This window comes from Paraburkholderia sp. Ac-20342, assembly GCF_017104985.1.
GTDB lineage: Bacteria > Pseudomonadota > Gammaproteobacteria > Burkholderiales > Burkholderiaceae > Paraburkholderia.
Window position 1 is genome coordinate 22,404 of the sequence record NZ_JAAGPQ010000016.1, and the last position, 21,075, is coordinate 43,478.

Annotated in this window: 15 protein-coding genes, 1 tRNA gene and 1 pseudogene; 6 read left to right on the forward strand and 11 right to left on the reverse strand. The window is 58.3% G+C overall.

Annotation, left to right across the window (positions count from 1 at the left end; all coding sequences use genetic code 11):
- Positions 1-83: 83 nt before the first annotated feature.
- Complete coding sequence (locus G3N58_RS08965) at positions 84-434, reverse strand: hypothetical protein (RefSeq protein WP_205998972.1); 351 nt, start codon at positions 432-434, stop codon at positions 84-86.
- 923 nt (positions 435-1,357) lie between these two features.
- Here G3N58_RS08965 and mobH point away from each other — a divergent pair.
- Positions 1,358-3,241: a MobH family relaxase gene (gene mobH, locus G3N58_RS08970; protein ID WP_205998973.1), complete on the forward strand. Its 1,884-nt coding sequence runs from the start codon at positions 1,358-1,360 to the stop codon at positions 3,239-3,241.
- Positions 3,242-3,353: 112 nt separating this feature from the next.
- On the opposite strand, the gene G3N58_RS08975 is transcribed toward mobH, so the two are convergent.
- Genes G3N58_RS08975 through G3N58_RS08985 form a run of 3 tightly spaced genes read right to left on the reverse strand, consistent with a single transcriptional unit; the run spans position 3,354 to position 5,632 of the window.
- Positions 3,354-3,980 carry a ParB/RepB/Spo0J family partition protein gene (locus tag G3N58_RS08975; protein WP_205998974.1) on the reverse strand — a complete coding sequence of 209 codons (627 nt, stop codon included), beginning with the start codon at positions 3,978-3,980 and terminating at the stop codon, positions 3,354-3,356.
- On the reverse strand, positions 3,970-4,410 hold the full coding sequence (locus G3N58_RS08980; RefSeq protein WP_205998975.1) for a transcriptional regulator: 441 nt from the start codon (positions 4,408-4,410) through the stop codon (positions 3,970-3,972). Before G3N58_RS08980 ends, G3N58_RS08975 begins: the two co-directional genes overlap by 11 nt.
- Entirely contained in the window at positions 4,388-5,632 is a 1,245-nt protein-coding gene (locus G3N58_RS08985; RefSeq protein WP_205998976.1) for a DUF3440 domain-containing protein, read from the reverse strand. The genes G3N58_RS08980 and G3N58_RS08985 overlap by 23 nt, the downstream gene beginning before the upstream one ends.
- 1,027 nt (positions 5,633-6,659) lie before the next feature.
- On the opposite strand from G3N58_RS08985, the gene G3N58_RS08990 reads away from it, so the two are divergent.
- Positions 6,660-10,457, forward strand: coding sequence for a transporter substrate-binding domain-containing protein (locus tag G3N58_RS08990; protein WP_241017046.1), 3,798 nt, complete (start codon positions 6,660-6,662; stop codon positions 10,455-10,457).
- A 90-nt stretch (positions 10,458-10,547) separates the two neighbouring features.
- Here G3N58_RS08990 and G3N58_RS08995 read toward each other — a convergent pair whose 3' ends face one another.
- Both G3N58_RS08995 and G3N58_RS09000 read right to left on the reverse strand, forming a co-directional pair.
- Positions 10,548-11,513, reverse strand: coding sequence for a DUF6685 family protein (locus tag G3N58_RS08995; RefSeq protein ID WP_205998978.1), 966 nt, complete (start codon positions 11,511-11,513; stop codon positions 10,548-10,550).
- A gap of 136 nt (positions 11,514-11,649) precedes the next feature.
- Positions 11,650-12,300, reverse strand: a complete 651-nt coding sequence (locus G3N58_RS09000) for a response regulator transcription factor (protein WP_205998979.1) — start codon at positions 12,298-12,300, stop codon at positions 11,650-11,652.
- A 759-nt stretch (positions 12,301-13,059) separates the two neighbouring features.
- Between G3N58_RS09000 and G3N58_RS34110 the strand changes: the two are divergent.
- Together G3N58_RS34110 and trmB are read left to right on the forward strand one after the other, a co-directional pair.
- Positions 13,060-13,185: pseudogene (locus G3N58_RS34110) on the forward strand (TauD/TfdA family dioxygenase); the annotation flags it as partial.
- A 438-nt stretch (positions 13,186-13,623) separates the two neighbouring features.
- The gene (gene trmB, locus G3N58_RS09005; protein WP_205998980.1) at positions 13,624-14,439 is read left to right on the forward strand and encodes a tRNA (guanosine(46)-N7)-methyltransferase TrmB; all 816 of its coding nucleotides are present in this window, start codon (positions 13,624-13,626) and stop codon (positions 14,437-14,439) included.
- A gap of 117 nt (positions 14,440-14,556) precedes the next feature.
- Here trmB and G3N58_RS09010 read toward each other — a convergent pair whose 3' ends face one another.
- The 3 genes from G3N58_RS09010 to G3N58_RS09020 form a co-directional block, all read right to left on the reverse strand.
- Complete coding sequence (locus G3N58_RS09010; protein ID WP_205998981.1) at positions 14,557-15,393, reverse strand: undecaprenyl-diphosphate phosphatase; 837 nt, start codon at positions 15,391-15,393, stop codon at positions 14,557-14,559.
- Positions 15,394-15,483: 90 nt separating this feature from the next.
- Entirely contained in the window at positions 15,484-16,077 is a 594-nt protein-coding gene (locus tag G3N58_RS09015) for a DUF1439 domain-containing protein (RefSeq protein ID WP_167046417.1), read from the reverse strand.
- 137 nt (positions 16,078-16,214) lie between these two features.
- On the reverse strand, positions 16,215-16,571 hold the full coding sequence (locus tag G3N58_RS09020; RefSeq protein WP_241016227.1) for a YkgJ family cysteine cluster protein: 357 nt from the start codon (positions 16,569-16,571) through the stop codon (positions 16,215-16,217).
- A 228-nt stretch (positions 16,572-16,799) separates the two neighbouring features.
- Here G3N58_RS09020 and G3N58_RS09025 point away from each other — a divergent pair.
- Positions 16,800-16,884 (forward strand) — tRNA-Leu (locus G3N58_RS09025).
- Positions 16,885-17,057: 173 nt separating this feature from the next.
- Positions 17,058-18,278, forward strand: coding sequence for an integrase arm-type DNA-binding domain-containing protein (locus G3N58_RS09030; protein WP_205998982.1), 1,221 nt, complete (start codon positions 17,058-17,060; stop codon positions 18,276-18,278).
- Between the two features lie 219 nt (positions 18,279-18,497).
- Here G3N58_RS09030 and G3N58_RS09035 read toward each other — a convergent pair whose 3' ends face one another.
- Together G3N58_RS09035 and G3N58_RS09040 are read right to left on the reverse strand one after the other, a co-directional pair.
- On the reverse strand, positions 18,498-19,880 hold the full coding sequence (locus G3N58_RS09035; RefSeq protein WP_346778252.1) for an amidase family protein: 1,383 nt from the start codon (positions 19,878-19,880) through the stop codon (positions 18,498-18,500).
- Positions 19,877-20,959, reverse strand: coding sequence for a tartrate dehydrogenase (locus G3N58_RS09040; protein ID WP_167046829.1), 1,083 nt, complete (start codon positions 20,957-20,959; stop codon positions 19,877-19,879). The genes G3N58_RS09035 and G3N58_RS09040 overlap by 4 nt, the downstream gene beginning before the upstream one ends.
- Positions 20,960-21,075: the final 116 nt, after the last annotated feature.

A 21,075-nucleotide genomic window follows, 5' to 3' on the forward strand; every position in this document is an offset into this window, starting at 1 on the left:
GTGCATTCCGCCCGATGGCTAGTCGTGTCCGTGATGCATCCACTCTAATGTCCATTCCCGCGGGCGGGTTTCGTACTCGTCTATCATTGAGTCAAAATCACTAATACCAGTACGAAAATTGCCAAACTGGCCATAAAACCAGCCTGTGTGATATCCACGCCCATGCTCTCCATGAGTGATGGCAGCGCAATGCCAACTATGCGCAGATAGTCGGCACCAAGTGCGACGGCTAGCGTGAAGTAGTCGAGCATCACCCAATGAAACGTCGCGACTGCGGACTTGTTGACCAGTATCCGGAAGTCAGCCTGTCGCGGTCGCATACGCCGTGAACCAGGGCATGAAGCCAGTGCATCGGATTCGCTTTCCGTGGACGCGAAGGCAGCTCGGTTCATCTGCTCAGCTTCGCGCTTGTTGATTTTGGCGCGGGTACCCAAGGTGCGCGCACACGAGCTGAAGCGAACGAGCTGCTAGACAAAACGATCAGCCTGATCCGCGAAGCGCAAGAACACTCGAAAGCCATCTTGAAAGCCGAGTGGCAGCGTGTGAAACAGGAAGCTTCGTACCCCGAAGTGTTGATGTCGACAATTTCCAAGCCTTAGCGATTTTCCTTTGGCCACATATCACGACCGCCCCCTTCCCGGAAGTGGCCAGTGACCACAGGCCCCCGGGCCTTTCATACAAGGCTCGGCTTTCTTCTCTTACAACTCCCAACGTATCGCCGAGTGCTCGAGACTTCTGTGTTTCCTTCCCAATGCCCCTACGGGCATATCCCAAATCTGCCAGCTTGGACTGTCGCGCTAATTCAATAGCGTTTATTGCAAAGTTCGCCTTTCTTCAGCCTGCAGGCCGTCCATCTGCGCAGAATAGGAGAAGATGCCCGCGCAATAGCAGGTGTTGCCGGCCAAAGCCAAAAGGCGACCTTCAAAAAAAAGCGGACTTTATTCCTGTTGCTCAGAGAGCATGGTCGAGGCGATCTGACCCATTATTTTTTCCGCTCTTCCCACATCGGTTGGACGGCCGGATGGGATCCAAAGCGTAAATGGCGAGGCGTGCACGCTCGCCCGCCAGGTCTCGTATTTGCCGGTTTTCCGAAATAGTGAAAGGGAAAAAGGCTCAAGGGAAGGACGCGCAAGGGGAAAGGCCCTACCTGGAAAGGGGGGGAAATACGCTCCGCTTCAGATTTCTCGGGCCGTTCAGACGTGTCACGGACCTCTGCCGGTTCCCGTCCCTTTAGGCCTCAGGGCAAAGACGGACACCCCGCGCATCGGATTGTTGATGGCGGGAAAGCACCCTTGGCGTTACATCAGGAGTTTCAGAAAAGGAAAAGGCCACTGAAGGTCAATCTACCGGTACACGCATGTTCCGACTGCTCAAGAAGAAGCCCGCCCCGCTCGCCTCCACTCAGCCTTTACCGGTACCTGCCGGCTTCGTACGCCCGGAATCGGCGGATCGGTTGTTAGGTACGCAGCGGCGCCAGATGCTGTTGGAGCACATCTGGCAACGGACGTCGTTGTCACGCCAACAGTTTGCCGAGCTGTACCAGCGCCCGCTCGAGCGCTACGCGCTGCTGGTGCAGCACCTTCCTGCATCCGAAAGCCACCACCATGCCTATCCTGGAGGAATGCTGGACCATGGTCTGGAAATCGTTGCCTATGCATTGAAGCTACGGCAATCGCGGCTGCTACCCGTTGGCTCTACGCCGGAGGATCAGGCCGCCCAGGCGGAAGCCTGGACGGCTGCGACGGCCTATGCGGCGCTCCTGCACGACGTGGGCAAGATCGCAGTCGACATCCAAGTAGAACGGGTCGACGGCGGCACGTGGCACCCGTGGCACGGCCCGATGACACAGCCATACCGGTTTCGCTATCGCGAGGGCCGCGCCTATCGCCTACATAGCGCTGCGTCCGCATTGTTGTACCGACAAGTGCTGGATACCGGGATCCTCGATTGGCTCAGCGATCATCAGGATGTCTGGGAGCCGTTGTTGTACGTTCTGGCAGGCCAGTATGAGCATGCTGGTGCGTTAGGAGAACTGGTAGTCCAGGCGGATCAGGCTTCGGTAGCGCAGGCGCTGGGCGGAGATCCGAGCCGGGCGCTTGCCGCGCCCAGGCATGCGCTGCAACGCAAGCTGCTGGATGGATTGCGCTACCTCCTCAAGGAAGAATTCAAGCTGAATCAACTGGAGGCCTCCGATGGATGGCTGACGCAGGACGCGCTCTGGCTCGTGAGCAAGACCGTGTCGGACAAGCTGCGAGCCCACCTGCTGTCGCAGGGAATTGAAGGTATCCCCAGCAGCAATACCGCACTGTTCACCATTTTGCAGGACCACGGTATGGCGCTGGCCACAGTTGATGGCAAAGCAATCTGGAAGGCAACCGTCACCGGAGAGAATGGTTGGTCGCACACGTTCACGTTCCTCAAGCTAGCCCCCGCATTGATCTGGGACAACTTGGGTAAGCGTCCTCCTCCATTTGCGGGCACGGTGGTCCCAGAGAACGCTGCTAGCGAAACCCTGGTCGAGCCAAAGTCGGATGGCGATCCGGGGATGGCTTCGGCCTCGCCTACTGCTGACGCGGTGGACCCGGTTTCCGACCTTCTTTCCATGTTCGGAACTCCGGAGGAGGCCGCCGCTCCGCCATCGTCGCAGCAACTACCGACCACTCTTGCGGGAGCCATTGCGCAGCCGGTAGAGGCTGTGGAGATGCTCGTGACGCCTATGCCTCACAACGAGAGGCAAAGCACTGAAGAGGCGGCTCGCGCACCAGCAACATCCGAGCCACTGCCTTCAGTCGTCATGCCATCTGGCAAACACTTCATCGCCTGGCTGCGGCTGGCTCTTCAAACTCGCAAACTCGTCCTGAATGACGCGAAGGCACTTGTTCATACTGTGGCCGATACGGTGTACCTCGTGAGCCCAGGAATTTTCCAGCGCTATGCGCAGGAGTATCCACGGATTGCTGCGCTAGCCAGGGAAACACAGTTGCAGGACTGGCAATGGGTACAGAAGCAGTTTGAAAAGCTGCAGATACATCGCAAGCAAGCCAATGGGCTGAATATCTGGACATGCACGGTAATGGGGCCACGCAAGTCTCGCCAGCTTCACGGCTACCTGCTAGATCAACCGTCTGAGCTTCTTGATGAGCTGTACGCCAACAACCCGTACTTGTCGGTGAAATCAGATGCGAAAGCCCCCGGCGCCCCGATTTCAGATACCGACGACGCGCGAAGCGCAGGCAATTGAGTACGCCAGTTCCATTTGCTGTCGAAAGGCAGAAAACTGAGGATGTTCTGCAAGAACAATCTGTTATTACTGAGGTCGGAGGCAGCCATATGGCCGTGTCACTGATATTGTTTCAATCCCAGGACTGTGAGTACTCGCGATTTCTGAATAACTCAGAGAGCCCGGCTACCTGCTTGAATCGCAACACCTCCTCCGCATCCATGCCGAGCCGCTGGGCCACCATCTCATCGCTCCAGCCTGCTTTCAGGAGCGTTACGACCACTTCAGTCATGGGCTGAACGCCGTGAATGCCGCGGGCGCGATTGTGGCGTATTGTCGCTGCCATGCGGTCTGCCAATTCGACGCGCTCGCTGCGGATCTTGACCACAGGAAGGTAACCATGGAGGCGGGTCTTAATCGGCGGCGACGTTTTACCGACTTTCTGTCGGTGAAAGCCATCGACCACGACACGCTTACTGCCTTCCTGATGAGTCACGATCGGCTGGGTGAAGCCGTCTACCTCGATCGAATGCTGCAAGAGCTTGACCTCGGGAGGTGCAACGGCGTTTGGATTGTAGTCATTTCCCACGACTAACGTCGCAGGCAACCACTCGACCAGGTCGACCGGCTCACTAGCAAACGGACTATAGGCGTGCAGATTTCGGCGCAGGGAATTGAGGGTCTCAACCTTCTCCGCTAGCGGAAGTGCCGCTATTTCCTGGAACAGGAGTTCGGCGCGTTGTAGCAGACTACTGGACATGCTGTTCCCTCTCAAGAGTTACCCATTTTCCCCGTGTGCTCCGGACACAGAAACCGTATGGTTCAAGCAGCGGAATCGATGCAACGAACACCCGAGTCGTGCAGTGCAGTTCATGCCGGTCCACATAATCGAGGACGTTGTTGCGAAGCGCCCTGAACAGGCCGCAGCCGCGAGCCTCGGCTCGGACATACCCCTCGCGCCACATCAGCGTGTCGCCTTTGTGCTCGATGCTTGCGAAACCCAGCGTACGGTGCTCACGCTTGTGTTTGGCGACGAACCATCGGTAAAACGGTCCGTCATTTAGCGGGTAGCCACCACACTCGCGACGTACAGAAGGATTTGAGAAGAACCAACCGAGCGATGAGAAAAAGTGAGCCTCGTCATCGATCGAACGCAGTTCAGACAACTCAAACTCCACTGGCGTCGTCATGTGTTGATTCTCCTGTTTTAGCCAAGGTTTGCAGGTCTCGCTGCGAAACTCCAAACGAGAGTGAGCGAGCCATATCCTGCTTGAGTAATGCCATAGCAACGCGACGCCACGAGGGCTGAACCTTCTTGTTCTCCAGCGCAGGGGTACCGGCGTCCGGCCATTTCTCAAGGGGATAGCCGTTGTCTTTCCACCAGAGGACGAAGCGGTGGATTCGTCGCAGATATACCTGACGCATGGGCTGCGGCATGCTGCACAGCAAGAACTGGCTGTACTTGCGCCAGGAGTCGAACGAGGTTGGCAAGCCTAACCCGCCGCGGTAGCCAAGAAATTGTTGTCGACTGTAGCGGGCTGCGTAGTTGGCGCCGGCGACGCGTTTTACGATGCGAAACCAGGTCTCAGGCTCAAGTTTGTGGAACAGGTCCAGCCCCCTGCGCTGATCATCCCCGAAGGGTTGGCAAATGCGCATCTGCGAAAAAGGCACACCGGCACGGTACATCAGGTCATATACGGCGTTGTACTCTAACTGCGCATCACCGACGTAGCGCCACAGATCTTCGAACCGCCAGTCGTAGATCGGGAAGAACGTGACGCATTGGTCTCCGGCCTGCAGATCCCTGGTACTCCAATGTATGGCCAAGTCATGCCCGGGAGGCGTCCAGGCGCGCTTTTTTACCCTTGGCCCTTTTTTGACAGCCATGTAGCGGTTTAATGACTCATCGGAGCGGATACCGACAAGAAATGCGGTGGGTACGTCTTCCGAAAGCCAGGCGTTGAATGCGGGGAAGAACTCCTCGAATTCCATTCTGTACCGATAGAACGGAAAACGCGCCGGATCACTGATCACCGATGGGTGGTCTGGCAGGGGACGCACCCATTCATTCTCACGACCAGGCTCCCAACTGCACCAATAGGGCTCAGAAAGGCTTGAGGCATTGCGCAAGTTGATCGGCAGGCAAATCCACCAGGGACGCACCTCTTCAAGATCGAACATCGTCGTGACATGGTCGATGGTCGCCTTGTACTGTCCCTCTAAATCAATGAAGAGCGCGTGCACGGGGAGCCGATTTAGTTCACGGGCAACTTCAATCGCGAGATGCAGTGTGACGGTACTGTCCTTGCCACCGGAGAACGCAACGCAGACACGCCCGAAGTGTTCAAAGACAAGACGTAAGCGTGCTTTAGCTGCGTCATAGACATTAATACTCTTAAAATTCTTTGCCACACTCACTATCTCGCACGAATAGATTCAATATCTCGTACAGCCCGACTCACTAAGAGGCACCCCGTCAAGTCCGGGCTCTCATCTGCAATAAGCCTCAAACTGACCGTTGGCGTTGAAAAGAGAAGAACGCCAATTAAATGTTCCTTCTGGAATTGTCGGTGGAGCATAAATTTAATCTACTACCCTGCCTTCCCTTATCGCCAAGTTCGCTTTTACCGCTTAGGCATAGGACATTTCATAACCTGCCAGGAAAAGTTTCATTAGACAAAGACGAATAACATAAGATCGATGGTGACGCCCAGGAGCAGAAAATCCGGAGCTGGCACCTGAGAGAACTTCTTCGCAGATCGTAAGGTGGATCGTTATTGAAATGAAGAAGATGTATCCCGAAAGATTGTCAGATTCTTCTGATAGCGCGGTTCGCCGGAGTAGAACAGGACTGGTATGGAAAGGAGGCAAGTGCGCGCGAGCAAATATTGCTCCTCCCCTCTAGAGCCGAGACACCATGGGCGTCACCTTAGGCCTGCCTGCCAGGGGCGGAGGTCAATGCATCACTTGCATGCGCGAACCAGCGGATGGCGTGGCCAGGCACGTGAAGGGGCCAGGCGAGTACTTTTGACGAGCTTGGCGGACGAACGGTGATCCTGGGGAACGGACGACCGCAAGACAGCGCTACTGGGAGCGCTACGACGAAACGAGCACTGATCCTGGCCGATTGAAGGAGACACCCTGCGCAGGCACTGCCGGGAACTATCTGATCGTTTTATCAGATAGTTCAGAAGAAAAATAGGATGAATTCGGCGAGATTTCTTCCACATTCTTCAGTACGGTATATAAAGTCAATCTCTTCAAGACCAGCGGTGGCCCTAGCTATGTCTAATTATCGCTCTATTGGTGAATGGACGCAGCCGTCTGTAGACGGCAAAAGAAATTGGGCTACGTCCTTGGAGGCTAGCGTAATACCTCGTTGCGCACACAGGACTCGGAGTTTGACCCCCGTTTGTCTGGATGTCGTAACCCACGCGTGATGGAGTTCGGACTCGATACTTTTGTCCAAAATAAGGGTTTCCGCCAAAGCGAAATTGGACATATGCGCAGGATCATTCAATCAATTACATTGATGCTTTTCCTGGTGCTCGCCGGGATAGCGGTCGCTTCACCTCAGTCAGGTACGTCTGCTCCGGTCGAGCTAGAGCTGTTCAGTACCGCTCGAGCCGAGTCCGTAGAACTGCCGCTGTCTGACGAAGATTGGCGCTATTTACGACGCAAGGGTGAGTTGCTCGTAGGCGTCACGGAGCCCGGCTTGCCTCCTCTTGAGGTTGCTGGTTCCACGGACTTCAAGGGGATTACAGCCGACGTTTCTACTTTGCTCGGCGAACAACTGCACGTCAAAGTGCGCATACTCCTCTACGCCACGCGTTCGCAAGCCTTGAATGCCCTGCACGCCGGCGAAATAGATCTGCTGTCGGGCGCCTCCACCTTGCGTGACGCAAGCAATAGCATTGTCCTGTCGACTCCCTATGCCCATGACATCCTGGCAATCTATCGTCGTCCCCAAGACACCAGGACCTATGGCGAAGACTTGGCTGGGGCAAAGATTGCCATTACCGATGGATATATCGATGAAAAGGTCCTAAAAGGTGCGTTTCCGAACGCCAGGTTTCAGACCTACGGGTCGGCCGGTCAGGCCATGGCTGCCGCCGCCTTTGGCGAAGCAGACCTCTACCTGGGCGACACCCTGACCGCCCGCTACCATATCAATCACAGTTACTTCAACTACATCAAGATCGAGCGCCTGCTAGAGGTGCAGTCCGATGGATATGGGTTTGCCATCGATACATCCAATACCACCCTCCGTCGGGCTGTCAATACCGCGTTGCATACACTGGGTAAAGCCAAGCTTGATTCACTGAGCCGTCGTTGGGTCGGTGGTGGATATGACATTCCGGAAACCGAGTTGAAGTTAACTCGGGATGAAGAAACCTGGCTTGCGGAACACCCGACAGTAACGTTGGCGATTAGCGACGATCAGGCCCCCGTCGCTTTCGTAGACAGGGAAGGCAACTTCAATGGAATTGCTGCAGACGTTCTCGACCTGGTTGCTCAGCGCACCGGCTTGCGATTCGAGATAAAGCGCATCGACAACTCCAGTTCGCTGATCAGCGGGGTCATCGATGGCAAGGCGGACTTGAGCATTCTCAGCAGAACGCCCGAGCGGGATGCCTTCATGCGCTTTACTCCGCGCTTCATGACCAGCACGTTCGTGTTGGTTTCGCGCGAAGCTGAGACGGCGCAAGCCAGACGACTGCGAGATCTCCAAGGCAAGCGACTGGCGATCACAAAAGGGCATGCGTGTTACAAGGCGATTGCCGCCAAGTATCCGGATATACAACTTATCGAGACGGCAACATCTCTGGATTCGATGCGCGAGGTCGCAGCGGGGCGGGCCGATGCGGCTGTGACAAGCTTGATCCGGGGACGCTACTACATATCCAAACTCTTCGAGGACACTCTGGTAGTTAGTGGCATCGTTGACAACGATACCGCTGTGAGCAATTTCGGGATGCGTCGTAGTGATGTTGAATTGCAGTCGATTCTGAGCAAAGTCATTCTCGATATCCCGCCGGAGGAAATGAACTCGATTGCTAGTCGCTGGCGGCCAAACCCGGCGATGACCGGACAGACTTGGTTGGATCACCGAGAGGTCATCTTCGCCATCATTCTGGCGTCTATCGCGATGATTGGCGTCTTCGTGATCTGGGCGCTAATTCTACGGCTGCAGATCGCTAGACGGCGGGGGGTCGAGAAGTCACTGAATGACCGGCTTCAGTATATCCAGATCCTTGGCGACGCTACGCCGCACCCAGTGTACGTCCGCGACAGGGAGCTGAAGCTAACTGATGCGTCACGCAGCTACGAAGAGGCTGTGGGCGTTAGTCTTGACGCTCTTGTCGGCAAGACCGTCATCGACGGATCATCCAAATTTGGCGCGGCGCATGAATTGCACAGTGCTTACCAGAAGGCGCTCGAAAGGAACGAACCGATTCGGGCGCGGCGATTGGTCTACATCAACGGCGAACGACGTTGGCTCGATCATTGGATTCAGCCATACCACGACGCTTCCGGCATGGTGCAGGGTCTCCTTTGCGGGTGGATGGACGTGACCGAGCAACAACAATTGACTGAGACCATGGAGAGTCTGGTCTGTGAGGTCGAGCAAGCCCGCGAGCGTGCCGAGCAGATCAGCCGCGAGAAGACAAACTTCCTGGCGACGATGAGCCACGAGATCCGAACGCCGTTGAGCGCGGTAATTGGAACTCTAGAACTCGTTCAGCGACAGGCCGATGAGGGAAAACTTGATCGCCCAGGTATTCAGGTGGCACATGCGAGTGCCAAAGGTCTTCAGGTGTTGATTGGAGACGTTCTGGATATCGTCCGAATTGAGTCAGGGCGCTTGAGTCTATCCCCAATGCGTGCCAATGTCCGAGACCTGGTTGAATCGGTGGCCCTGGTGTTCGAAGGGCTGGCTCGCCAGAAGGGATTGAGTTTGGCCCTCGATCTCGACCTGGACGCCAACATGCGAGGTGACGTATTGATTGACCCGACGAGGTTCAAACAAATTCTGTCCAATCTTGTCAGCAACGCTATTAAATTCACGACGTCCGGCTCTGTGACGATCGCGGTACAGGGGCGCGCACAAGACGACGCCAGGGTTCATCTTGAGGTGGCGGTCATGGATACCGGAATCGGCATCTCGCGAGAAGATCAAGAGCGTCTTTTTCATCCCTTCACCCAGCTCAGAAAGGCGAATTCGGATCACGGCGGGGCGGGCCTTGGTCTTGCAATTTCGCGTTCCCTGTGCGAGCTGATGGGAGGCAATTTGAACATGCGCAGTGCCCCGTCCAAAGGGACTACTGTGACTGCAAGCTTTGTCTTGCACCACATGGATAATGCGCTGGTAGCTACCGTCCCTGACGCTGGACAGACCGTCTCGAATCCCGCTCCTCTTGAGCGGCAGAGTCTTCAGGTACTTGTGGTCGATGACTATGGCATTCATCGGCGGTTGCTCTGCCAGCAGTTGGAGTTTCTCGGTCATAGGCCCACTGCCGCAGAACGCGGCGAGCGAGCGCTTGAGCTGTGGAGAGCGGGCTGGTTCGACGTGGTTATTACGGATTGTCAGATGCCCGGTATCCAGGGAACAGACCTCGCCAAAGCAATCCGGTGCGAGGAAGCCGCATCGGATCGATCATCCTGTGTGATCTTGGGCCTTACTGCGGATGCTCAGCCTGAGGAACTCGCACGTTCTCTCGCGGCTGGTATGAACGGCTGCACCGTGAAGCCGATGGGGCTGGACGCGTTAAGAGACAGGCTTTCTACTATCAAGTCCAATGGGCACGTTTCGCCCTTTGCGCAGAGCAGTGAGTGTGACATCGATACCCATGAGATGCCCGACACCGCGCTCAGAGGTATCGAGGCCCTTCGGGCGGTCGCCGGCAGTAATCGGGCAAGGAGACTTGCCTTGGTTCGCGAGACGATCAAAGCCATGGAAGATGCGCTGCAGAAGCTTGATCAGTTGGAGCCGCGTGCGCATGAATCTGAGATCGCCTTGCTCGCCCACCAACTGCTCGGTGTTGGGCGAATGCTCAACCATGCGGAGTTGGTCCGCTGTTGCATTGCCCTGCAGAATGCGGGCACGTCGCAGTCGCCGCTCACAGAAGAAATTGTCTCACAGATGCAAGACCTGAAGTCGATTCTGACGGCGATGTGTGATGGGTACTTGCAATACCTGACGGCTGCAGAGTCGGAGCACAATCCACTACGATAGATGAGAGCGTCGGGCCGGCACGCAATGCGCAGGGCCCGTCGAGTAATTGCGTGGCTACTTACAAAAGCGGTATCGCGGTGACCGACTTGCCTAGATTTTCGGCTTTACTTTTCCTTGGCCGGGTATCAGAGATTGATGGCTGCAGGTGTCGTGCTGCTGTTGGAACGACAATTGTTGCCTCAGCAGAACGGATAGAGATGCACCCACGTCGAGCGCATTCTTCTCCCTGAGGAGAGTCGCAATGCGGAGCACCCGCGGTTTGTTTTTGGGCAGAAAAATTGAGCGGAAGGTATTCCAGGGTCTCGGAAGGGCCTTCCAATAGTACGAGGCACCACTCAGGCGCAGCAGTTTATGGAAATCATGATCGTGGGACCAATCTTCTGGAATTGCCAGGATCTCAAAGCGAGTGATGAGGTCCTGAACGACAACAGGATTGAGGGAGTGTTCGTAGAGTTGGCCTTCGAGCGGGATCTTCACGCCGATTCGTTTGGCGATGTACCTGGCGGCGCTGAAGTGGTGGGATCCTCCGCTGTTTCGAAGATAGAGTCGACCGTCCCACTGACATCGGCTGAAGAAATCACCACCAGATGGGCCCTGTAGGATTCTGATTTCATGATGCGCCAGGTTCTTGTCTAGCCATATTCGGTCAATGGAGGGGATCATCTCCCGCGAATTCGTTTCTACCAGATCGTCTAACGAGTTGAAATTGGAGAGGTTTGACTTAGACGCGCTCAGGCCATGTACATCTTGAATGTCACAACGCCACGAGTCGACCCTAGAGGTGAGCGCGAAGTCGGCCAGTAAAGACAAGGACGTACTTTCGTAACCGTAGCGGCTACGCTTCCATCCGTGAACCGTTCCCGGTTCTTCTCCATGAGAATTGCATCTTGCGCTCCCCCATTCGTGCCACTCGACCAGGTCGGCGAATCTGACGCTGCGATCGCGGGTGATTGGTGTTGGACATGCTGGCAGCTTTGCAAGGGTTGCCTTGAATGTAGCGAGACTCCCCATCTCAGCGCCGATGACATTTACAAGGAAGCACAGGATTTTTTTCATTTGTGCTCGCTGAGGCTAGGCGTCTGCGAGACATCTTTTGCTATCCCTGCGAAAACACTAATCAAGGATGTCTACGTCAGGCCAGCCGTACTGGTGTACGCCATTCAAGGTGGCCGGATCAGGGGTACGAGAGCGGCTAGATCGTCTCAATACCATTGCGCTCGGCGACCTTGATAAGGTCAACCATGGTCGGGGCATTGAGCTTGCCCATCAGGCGTATTTTATATGTGCTCACCGTCTTGTGGCTAAGCATCAATGTCCGCCCAATTTCGTGGTTATTCATCCCTTTCACAAGCAAGCCGAGAATAGTCATTTCGCGGTCAGTAAGGCCGTCGAGTTCGGAAGCTGTGCCTTCCTTTTGGGGTAAGAGCTCCTGGACTCCATCACGAAACATGTCCGTGACCACGCGCGGGAAATAGGAGTAGCCGGCGAGAACGGCTTTAACCGCACCGGATAGTTCATCAAGTCTGTCGTCCTTGCACACGAAACCAGACGCACCAGCTTGCAGGCAACGCATTGCGTAATTGCGGGAGTCACTAGCGGTCAGCACCAAAATGCTCGCCGCGAGCGTCGGGTTTCGCAGTCGTCCGATCACGGACAAACCATCAAGGTTGGGGATTGCCAGATCAAGGATTACCAAATCCGGCTTGTGAGTGCGAACGGCCTGAACACCATCTGCGCCTGAATGACACTCAGCGACGACTTCGCAACCATCTCGTTCCAATACAACACGTACGGCCATTCGCATAAGCGGATGATCGTCGATAATTACAACACGTGGAACCATCGTTTCTCCCCGCACAATGTGGCCTTGTTCTTCAGATTCTTGCCCGTCATTTTACGAAATAGCCGAACTCAAAAATATAGGACTGGATCGATTTTGGAGATGATTGGGATGGCTCGCTGAGAGCCACGTCAAGGCTGTCTTCCCGGCCTCAGAGGCCGGTTGTGGAGGTCGTGTCGTAGTACGGCGCGCTTCTAGACCCTGTGTCCTGAGAGTGGCCCGTGAATGAGGTGGCATTGATCTCCCCTTGCGTCTGGCCGTTAGGGTACGGCCGTAACGTTGACTGGATCTGCGAACTTGACGATAAGTCTAACGATAGCGGTAAGTGCAGAGCGTCTTCGTGCCCTAGCCGATCAGACTAATTAGTTGATTTGCAGCACCACTACGAAGGCAGCTCGAACTGGCGAAGCAGACCACCAGCGTGCTGCAACTGCCAACGAAATCCGCGTTCTGGCAGACCGCATCTACGCTTCCTCGGCCCCGCGAGAGGTCCAAAGACCCTTGACTCTGGCTTTTGTACATCCCGGTCCCCATCTTCTCCTTGCTTGCGACTGTCTATCAGTCGCCGCAGGAGCAGGCCGGGTAACTTTCGCAAAAATCGTCGGTTCTTCTCGCCGAGCAAACCTGTCTAGATGGGCGTTCCACTTCCAGCCGAGGGGACTTTCGATGTCCGACGTTCACTCGCAGCGCTCCGCAGTTTCCGATGCGTCTGCGCATCTGCAGTCCGCCACCCAGTGACACCCCGATACCATGCTCGTCCCCCGATGAGTCGCGAGCCCCATTGGCGCGCGCATAGACGGTCTGCGTCTTCACGCCAATCTCGATAGGGCCACTTTCGATGCGATCAACGCTGCCCCGACTCGTCATAAAGTGCTGTTGTTCCGTGGCCTGCTTCAATGTTCATTGGCGTACCAGATTCGGCTTGCCCTGAATGGCTGTAGATAGCATTCGACAGAACGTGCTGGTCGACGAGGATTGAAAGACGGCCTAAACAAGTAGATAATTGAGGCCTTTCCCTCGTCTCGAATCGGGGGGAAGTGTTTATTTATCAATATGTTGAAGGGCGCTTGCTGCTATCATCACCCGCTCCACTTTCCGGCTGAACATTCAGCGGAATCCAGCAAGAGCCGCCTCCCTGAAGGCGGCTTTTTTGTAGTGACATGGCGGACGGAGCGCGCCGCCAGCATCGCTGGCCATCCCGCAAGCCGCAGCGCGCTGCATATGCCGGATCCGCGCTTGGCCGCACCGCGCGGCGCGCATCGGCGGCAAACAGCGCACGGCTCGCCACGCAGGCCGTCAGGCCCTCACCCTTGCAGCACATCGACGATGATCCACGATCCCAACGACTCCGGCCTGCCGGACGAACTCCCGGCGCCCAGCGGCAACCACACGTCCCATGCGGATAGCGCCGACAACACGCTCGACGACGCACACGACACGGAAGGCGCGAGCCCGGAAGAAGCACTGCATCGCCGCCGCATCCGCAGCTTCGTCACGCGCGCGGGGCGCGTCTCGACCGGTCAGCGCCGCGCGCTCGACGAGTTCGGCCCGCGCTTCGTCGTGCCCTTCTCGCCGCAGCAGCCCGACTGGAGCAGCGTGTTCGGCCGCGCGGCGCCGCGCGTACTTGAGATCGGCTTCGGCATGGGCGCGACCACCGCGGAAATCGCGGCGCAACGTCCCGGCGACGATTTCCTCGGCGTCGAAGTCCACGAGCCCGGCGTCGGTGCCTTGCTGAAGCTGATGGGCGAGCAGTCGCTCGCGAACATCCGCATCATCCAGCACGACGCGGTCGAAGTGCTCGAACAGATGATCGCGCCGGACAGCCTCGACGGTGTGCATATCTTCTTCCCGGACCCGTGGCACAAGGCGCGCCATCACAAGCGCCGGCTGATCCAGCCGAAGTTCGTCGCGCTGCTCGTGTCGCGCCTGAAGCCGGGCGCGTATCTGCATTGCGCGACCGACTGGCAGAACTACGCCGAGCAGATGCTCGAAGTACTCGGCGCCGAGCCGCTGCTCGATAACACCGCCGACGGTTATGCGCCGCGGCCGGACTATCGTCCGGTGACGAAGTTCGAGCGGCGCGGTTTGCGGCTCGGCCACGGCGTGTGGGATCTCGTGTTCCGCAAGCGCGGCGCGGCGTAAAGCAAACGCGCGACGGTCATTCGCCGCCGGCAACGCAAAAAGGTCCGCATACGCGGACCTTTTTTACATGGCGCAAGCGCCGGATAAAACGAAATCGCAAACCGCGGGCGATAACCCTCAATCCCCCCAGCCCAACCCGCCGCTATAACCGATCAGCAGAATCAGCAAACCGAAGCCGATCCTATACCACGCGAACACCGTGAAGTCGTGCGACGCGACGTAACGCAACAGCCAGCGCACGCAGATAAACGCGCTCACGAAGGCGGCCACGAAGCCGAGCGCGAAGCTGCCGAGCGCGTCGGTGGTGAGCAGGTGCCAGTCCTTGTACAGCTCGTAGGCGGTCGCGCCGAAGATGATCGGAATCGCGAGAAAGAACGAGAACTCGGTGGCGACGCGGCGCTCCAGACCGAACAGCATGCCGCCGATGATCGTCGAGCCCGAGCGCGAGGTGCCCGGGATCAAGGCGACGCACTGTGCGAGACCGACCTTGAGCGCATCGAGCGCGCTCAGATCGTCGATGCTGCGCACCCGCACCGCCGCTTCGCCGCGCGCACGCTGGCGCGCCTCCGCCCACAGGATCACGACGCCGCCCGCGACGAGTGCGAACGCGACCGGCACCGGCGAAAACAGCGCCGCCTTGATCGACTTCTCGAACAGCAGGCCGAGCACGATCGCCGGAATCGTCGCAATGATCACGTTCAGCGTGAAGCGACGCGCCTCGGGCTTGCCCGGCAAGCCCACGATCACGCTGCCGATGCGCCACCGAAACTCCCAGCACACGGCGAGAATCGCGCCGAGCTGGATCACGACGTCGAAGGTTTTGGCGTGGTCGTCGGAGAAGTCGAGCAGGCTGCCGACGACAATCAGATGCCCGGTGCTCGACACCGGCAGAAACTCCGTCAAACCCTCGACGACGCCGAGAATCAGCGCCTTGCAAGCCAGTAGCCAGTCCATCCGTGCCCCTTTATCGCGGTAGGTTGTCGCAACGATCGGGGCCCGCAGGTCATCCTCGGCACGCGCGGCCCCATCGGCCGCGCGTGCAGGTCATTTTTCGACGATCTGCACGCGTATGCCGTTTGTAAGGATTGTGATTGTACCGGGTTCGTAGTGGACGCCGGCAAATTGCAGCTGCTCGGGCTTGAAGGTGTAGATCGGATAGTTGGTCAGCAGCTGCGTCGCGAGCAGTGCGGCCGCGGCGTTGATCTGCTGCGTATAGGCCTGTGCCTGGCCGTTCACGCTGACGTTATCGACGCTCGGCGATTTGAGGATCACCGAGCGGCTCGCCGGGTCGTACGCGAGTTCGCTCGACAGCGTGAACACGCCGTCCACCGGCTGTTGCAGGAACGGGCTCGCGAAGCGCGCATCGAGCTTCACCGAGACGCGGTTCGCATCGGGCAGCATGCCCACCACCGGGTTGCTCAGCGCGACGTCGAACACCTGCGACACCGTGCGCTGATACGGGAACTTGCGCTGCACCGCTTCCTGCACCTGCTGCTGCGAGAACGTGTAGTGCGACGGGATGAACGGAAACGTCGGGCTCGCGCAGGCCGCGAGCGACACGGTGATGCCAAGCGCGCCGCAGCCGGTCAGCGCCGCGCGCAGAAAGCGGCGCCGGGTGGGCGCTGCGAGTCGGGTCATGCGAAATCTCCTGGGGAAGGCTGGCGGGCCGTCGGCTTGGGTGGGCGGATGCGATGAACGCGGTTTCCTGGTTTCTTGATTGAGTATCGAAGTGAATAGCGGAAGCGAGCAGCGGGTCGAACGAAGCGCGCCACGCGCTACGAAGCGGACAGCGCCTGCGGCCCGGTCAGCACTTCGAGCCGGGTCAGCCATGCGAGCGCTGCGTCGCGATTCGCGCCGCACATTTCGAGCTGCGGCTGCAGACCCGAGCAGCACGCGGGCCGCTCGGGCTGGCCGAAAATCGCGCAACGCAGATCGTCGCCGAGCTGCACGCAGCGCACGCCCGCGGGCTTGCCGTTCGGCATCCCCGGAATCGGACTCGAAATCGACGGCGCGATACAGCACGCGCCGCAATCGGGACGGCACGCGTGCCCGGCCACCCGAAACGGAGATTCGCGCGTCGCGGGATCGCTCGCTCCGACACTCGCCGACCCGGCGCTATTCAAACCTTCCATCACGTCATTCCTGAACTCGAAAACCGGCACCGCATTACCAGACCCGCATTGTGCCATCGCAATCCCGTGCGGCCTTTTTTGCATTTTCGCGCGGGGTCTGAGTGGGCTTGAGCCGATGCCGACGCTACGCGGCGAGCGAAAGCAACTGGCTTGCTCGTCGGACGATTTTCGGCCATAATCTGCGTCTTCCTCACGCGCGGTCATTCCGCTACGCGCGCTGCAGAATCTGCCCAGGTGGTGAAATTGGTAGACGCAGGGGACTCAAAATCCCCCGCCGCAAGGCGTGCCGGTTCGATTCCGGCCCTGGGCACCAGAAGCTGTTCCGGCGAGAGCCGAAGAATTCCGGGAAACCCCGCTAGATCAAGGTCTTGCGGGGTTTTTTATTCTTCGGCGATCCGACTTGATTCAGTGACAGCCGGTGGTATCTGGTGGTATTTTTGGTGGTATCTGGCTTGTTTCTGGGTTTTCCCAGCGGGAGATACCACCATGTCGCTCACCGATGTGCAGGTTAGGAACGCTCGCTACAACCCCGAGGGAACCGGCAATCGCCTCGCGGACAGCGATCGCATGTATCTTCAGCTCGACAAGTCCGGCGCGAAATACTGGCGGATGAACTTCCGGTTTGCGGGGAAGGATAAGACGCTCGCGCTTGGTGTCTATCCCGACGTGTCGCTTGCGGCAGCGCGGAAAAAGCGGGACGAGGCCCGCGAAAAGCTGGCGGCGGGATTGGACCCGAGCAATGTCAAACGCCTTGAGAAACGCGCCGCCAGACTGGCAGCAGCCAACTCCTTCGAGGCGGTCGCGCGGGGCTGGATGGACGAGCGCAAGAGCAGCGTCGAGCCGGCCCAGCACGTCAAGACTCTCGCCCGTATGGAAAACGACGTGTTCCCGTGGCTTGGCAAGCGTCCGATCACTGACATCGATGCACCGGATATTCTGGCCGTACTGAAGCGCGTAGACAGCCGTGGCGCTCGCTTCACCGCCCATCGTGTGCGCAGTGAAATCAGCCGGGTATTCCGGTACGGCATCAAGGAAGGACATTGCAAAGCCGACCCCGCTCGGGATCTGGTCGGCGCCATTCCACCGGCACAAACAACCCACTTCGCTTCGATCACTGAGCCAACCAAGGTCGGCGAGATGCTGCGCGCCTTCGACGGATTCTCCGGCACCTTCCCTGTCCTCTGCGCACTCAAACTTGCGCCGCTACTGTTTGTCCGGCCTGGCGAGCTTCGCAAGGCCGAATGGTCTCAAATCGATCTGGACAAGGGCGAATGGCGCTACCTCGTCACCAAGACTGAAACTGAGCATCTGGTGCCGCTTTCCAGGCAGTCGATCGCCATTCTGCGCGAACTGCACGCACTCACCAGTGCCGGCAGCTATGTCTTCCCTGGCGCGCGCGATCGCAAGCGGCCAATGAGCGAGGCCACGATCAATGCAGCACTGCGCAGACTCGGCTACGACACGCGCACGGAGATCACCGGACATGGCTTTCGTGCGATGGCGCGCACGATCCTGCATGAAGAGCTCGATCAGAAACCAGAAGTGATCAAGCATCAGCTCGCGCACGCAGTGCCGGACAACCTTGGCACAGCCTATAACCGCACAAAGTTCGTCAAAGAGCGCCGGGCAATGATGCAGAAATGGGCCGACTATCTGGATCGGCTCCGTTTGGGTGCGGAGGTCATTCGTATTGGTGATCTGCTCTAGAAATCCTGGACACAAATGAGTGTTAGTGTTTCGGAGCAATTTTCCCCATGACACGGGTGGTTGGCGATGAAGCGCAAGCAATACTCGGTGGAGCAGATCGTGGCTGCGCTCAGGCCAGGTGAACTGGGCATGCCGATGGCGGATCTGGTTCGGCCGTCCGTGTGAATCTAAACCCCGCCTTGAACACGGAAATTCTGACACCCCCACTCCGCTCAGCAATCAGGTCTGGTCCGCGATAACTTTCTCCAGCGCGCCTCCTGCACGCAACAATCGTGACTCATGCGAAGCAGGCGCGCACAACAGAAAGCTGGTTGGCAGCCCCGCCTCCCCCAACCCGTTCGGCAACGCCAACCCGCAGGTGTTCAACATACTGCCCAAAATGGTATTGCAGATCGTCTTCAGATTGACCTGTGCGAACAGATCATCGTTCGCCGCCAACGGTTCGATCGGTGGCGCGACGTGCGGCACAGTGGGCATGACGAGCAACGCGTTGCCGAGGCTCGCCCATAACGAGCGTCGCAATGCCAGGCGGCCGTGCAGCAATGCATCGAGGTCGTCCTGACGGGCATCCTTCGCCTTCATGATCCGCGCATATACCGTAGGATCAATCTGCGTGCAGGAAGGCCCCTCCAGCAGCGCCTGATGCGAGCGATATGCTTCGATGCTGGCAATGTTCCCGTGCCGCGCAATCAGCTCCCGGATGCCGGTCAATTCGGGCACGTGCTGCCAGCGCACGGTCGCGCCAGCATCCTTTGCCCGTTCCAATGAAGCGATGAAGTTGCGCCGCACCGCGGGTTCGAGGTCGTCGAGAATTGCATTCTCCGCAACCACCAGCGTCAGCGACGAGACGTCAATCGGATCGGGCTCGGGCGAGACGATGCGTTCGCCGCGCAACGCAAGATCGAGCAGATAGCAGTCGGTCACGTCGTGGGCGAACACGCCGATCGTGTCGAGCGTCTTCGACAGCGGGAAGACTTGTCGCGTATCGATCCAGCCTTCGGATGCCTTGAAGCCGACGAGACCGTTAAAGGCAGCGGGCGTTCGCACGGAGCCGCCCGTATCAGTACCGATCGCGACCGGCACCAGCCCGTCGGCAACTGCGACAGCGGAACCCGAAGACGAACCGCCCGGCACACGCGGTACGTCAATCGAGCGCGGATTCGGTGGCGTACCGAAATGCGGGTTGAGACCGAGCGCCGAATAAGCGAACTCGGACAGATTCGTCTTGCCGATCGTGACCATGCCCGCGGCAGCGAGATGCCGGACCATCGGCGCGTCCTCGACAGCCGGCGCGGCATGTCGGTAAATATTCGAGCCGGCGGTGGTCACGAGTCCTGCGACGTCGATGAGATCCTTCCACGCAACCGGCACACCGTCGAGCGGACCGCGCGGACTGCCGCTCCGGTATCTTGCGGCGCTTTGCGCCGCTTCGTGCCGCGCGCGCTCGAAACAGACCGACGTGAAGACGGCCGGATGCGCCGCCTGTTCGATACGTTCGATGACGCGTTCGGTCAACTCTCGCGCATCGAGCGCGCCCTGGCGGAGCAAGCGCCCCAGTGCCGCAGCAGTCTGCGGTCGGTCGGGCATCGGCGCCGACGTCATGCTTCGAGTGCCGCTGCGATGGCCATACCGACCTCGGTCGTACTGGCGTTGCCTGCAAGGTCCGGCGTGCACGGCCCCTCGACCAGCACGGTTTCGATCGCCTTGACGATCGCATCGTGCGCTTCGCGGTAGACACCCTGGCTGTCGCCGAGGAAGTCCAGCATCATCGCGCCGGACCAGATCATCGCAATCGGATTGGCGATATTCTTGCCATAGATATCCGGCGCTGACCCGTGAACCGGTTCGAACAGCGAAGGAAACTGACGCTCCGGATTCAGATTCGCGGACGGCGCGATACCGATGGTCCCCGCGCAAGCTGGCCCGAGGTCCGACAGGATGTCGCCGAACAGATTCGACGCGACAACCACGTCGAATCGATCAGGACTCAGCACGAAGCGTGCGCAAAGAATATCGATGTGATACTTGTCCCAGCGAACCTCCGGATACCGCTTCGCGATTTCCTCGACGCGCTCATCCCAGTACGGCATCGTAATCGAGATGCCGTTCGACTTGGTCGCGGCGGTCAGGTGTTTCTTCGGGCGACTCTGCGCGAGCTTGAACGCGTAATCCAGAATGCGGTCGACACCGTGACGCGTAAATACCGTTTCCTGCACGGCGAATTCTCGCTCTGTGCCCTCGAACATACGGCCGCCGATCGACGAGTACTCGCCCTCGGTGTTTTCGCGCACCACATAAAAATCGATTTCACCCGGCTTACGGCCCGCCAGAGGACTCGGCACACCGGGCATCAAACGCACCGGCCGCAGATTGACGTACTGGGAAAAATCGCGGCGGAATTTGAGCAGCGAGCCCCATAGCGAAATATGATCCGGTACCACCGCCGGCCATCCGACCGCACCAAAGAATATGGCTTCGCACTGCATCAACTGCTGCGCCCAGTCACTCGGCATCATTTCGCCATGCTTGGCATAGTAGTCGCAGCTGGCCCAATCGAAGACCTCGAATTCCAGTCCGATACCGAATCGCCGCGCCGCTGCCTCGAGCACGCGCAGCCCTTCGGGCATGACCTCTTTTCCAATGCCGTCGCCGGCAATAACTGCGATCTTGTGAGTTTTCATCGAAGGCTTGAGTTGTGATGTGACTGGCCGGGTTCGATCGATCCCGAAAGAAACCCAATAATAGCGCGCACAGTCGGCGATACAATCATCGTCAGTGTGACTCCATCGATTACGAA

Excerpts from the sequence above, each read along its gene's own strand:
- G3N58_RS09000 (WP_205998979.1), bottom strand. The coding sequence starts at position 12,300 with ATGGTTCCACGTGTTGTAATTATCGACGATCATCCGCTTATGCGAATG.
- G3N58_RS09010 (WP_205998981.1), bottom strand. The coding sequence starts at position 15,393 with ATGGACTGGCTACTGGCTTGCAAGGCGCTGATTCTCGGCGTCGTCGAG.
- G3N58_RS09030 (WP_205998982.1), top strand. The coding sequence starts at position 17,058 with ATGTCGCTCACCGATGTGCAGGTTAGGAACGCTCGCTACAACCCCGAG.
- trmB (WP_205998980.1), top strand. The coding sequence starts at position 13,624 with ATGATCCACGATCCCAACGACTCCGGCCTGCCGGACGAACTCCCGGCG.
- G3N58_RS08975 (WP_205998974.1), bottom strand. The coding sequence starts at position 3,980 with ATGTCCAGTAGTCTGCTACAACGCGCCGAACTCCTGTTCCAGGAAATA.
- G3N58_RS09020 (WP_241016227.1), bottom strand. The coding sequence starts at position 16,571 with ATGGAAGGTTTGAATAGCGCCGGGTCGGCGAGTGTCGGAGCGAGCGAT.
- G3N58_RS09040 (WP_167046829.1), bottom strand. The coding sequence starts at position 20,959 with ATGAAAACTCACAAGATCGCAGTTATTGCCGGCGACGGCATTGGAAAA.
- G3N58_RS08995 (WP_205998978.1), bottom strand. The coding sequence starts at position 11,513 with ATGAAAAAAATCCTGTGCTTCCTTGTAAATGTCATCGGCGCTGAGATG.
- mobH (WP_205998973.1), top strand. The coding sequence starts at position 1,358 with ATGTTCCGACTGCTCAAGAAGAAGCCCGCCCCGCTCGCCTCCACTCAG.
- G3N58_RS08980 (WP_205998975.1), bottom strand. The coding sequence starts at position 4,410 with ATGACGACGCCAGTGGAGTTTGAGTTGTCTGAACTGCGTTCGATCGAT.
- G3N58_RS09035 (WP_346778252.1), bottom strand. The coding sequence starts at position 19,880 with ATGACGTCGGCGCCGATGCCCGACCGACCGCAGACTGCTGCGGCACTG.
- G3N58_RS08990 (WP_241017046.1), top strand. The coding sequence starts at position 6,660 with ATGGAGTTCGGACTCGATACTTTTGTCCAAAATAAGGGTTTCCGCCAA.
- G3N58_RS09015 (WP_167046417.1), bottom strand. The coding sequence starts at position 16,077 with ATGACCCGACTCGCAGCGCCCACCCGGCGCCGCTTTCTGCGCGCGGCG.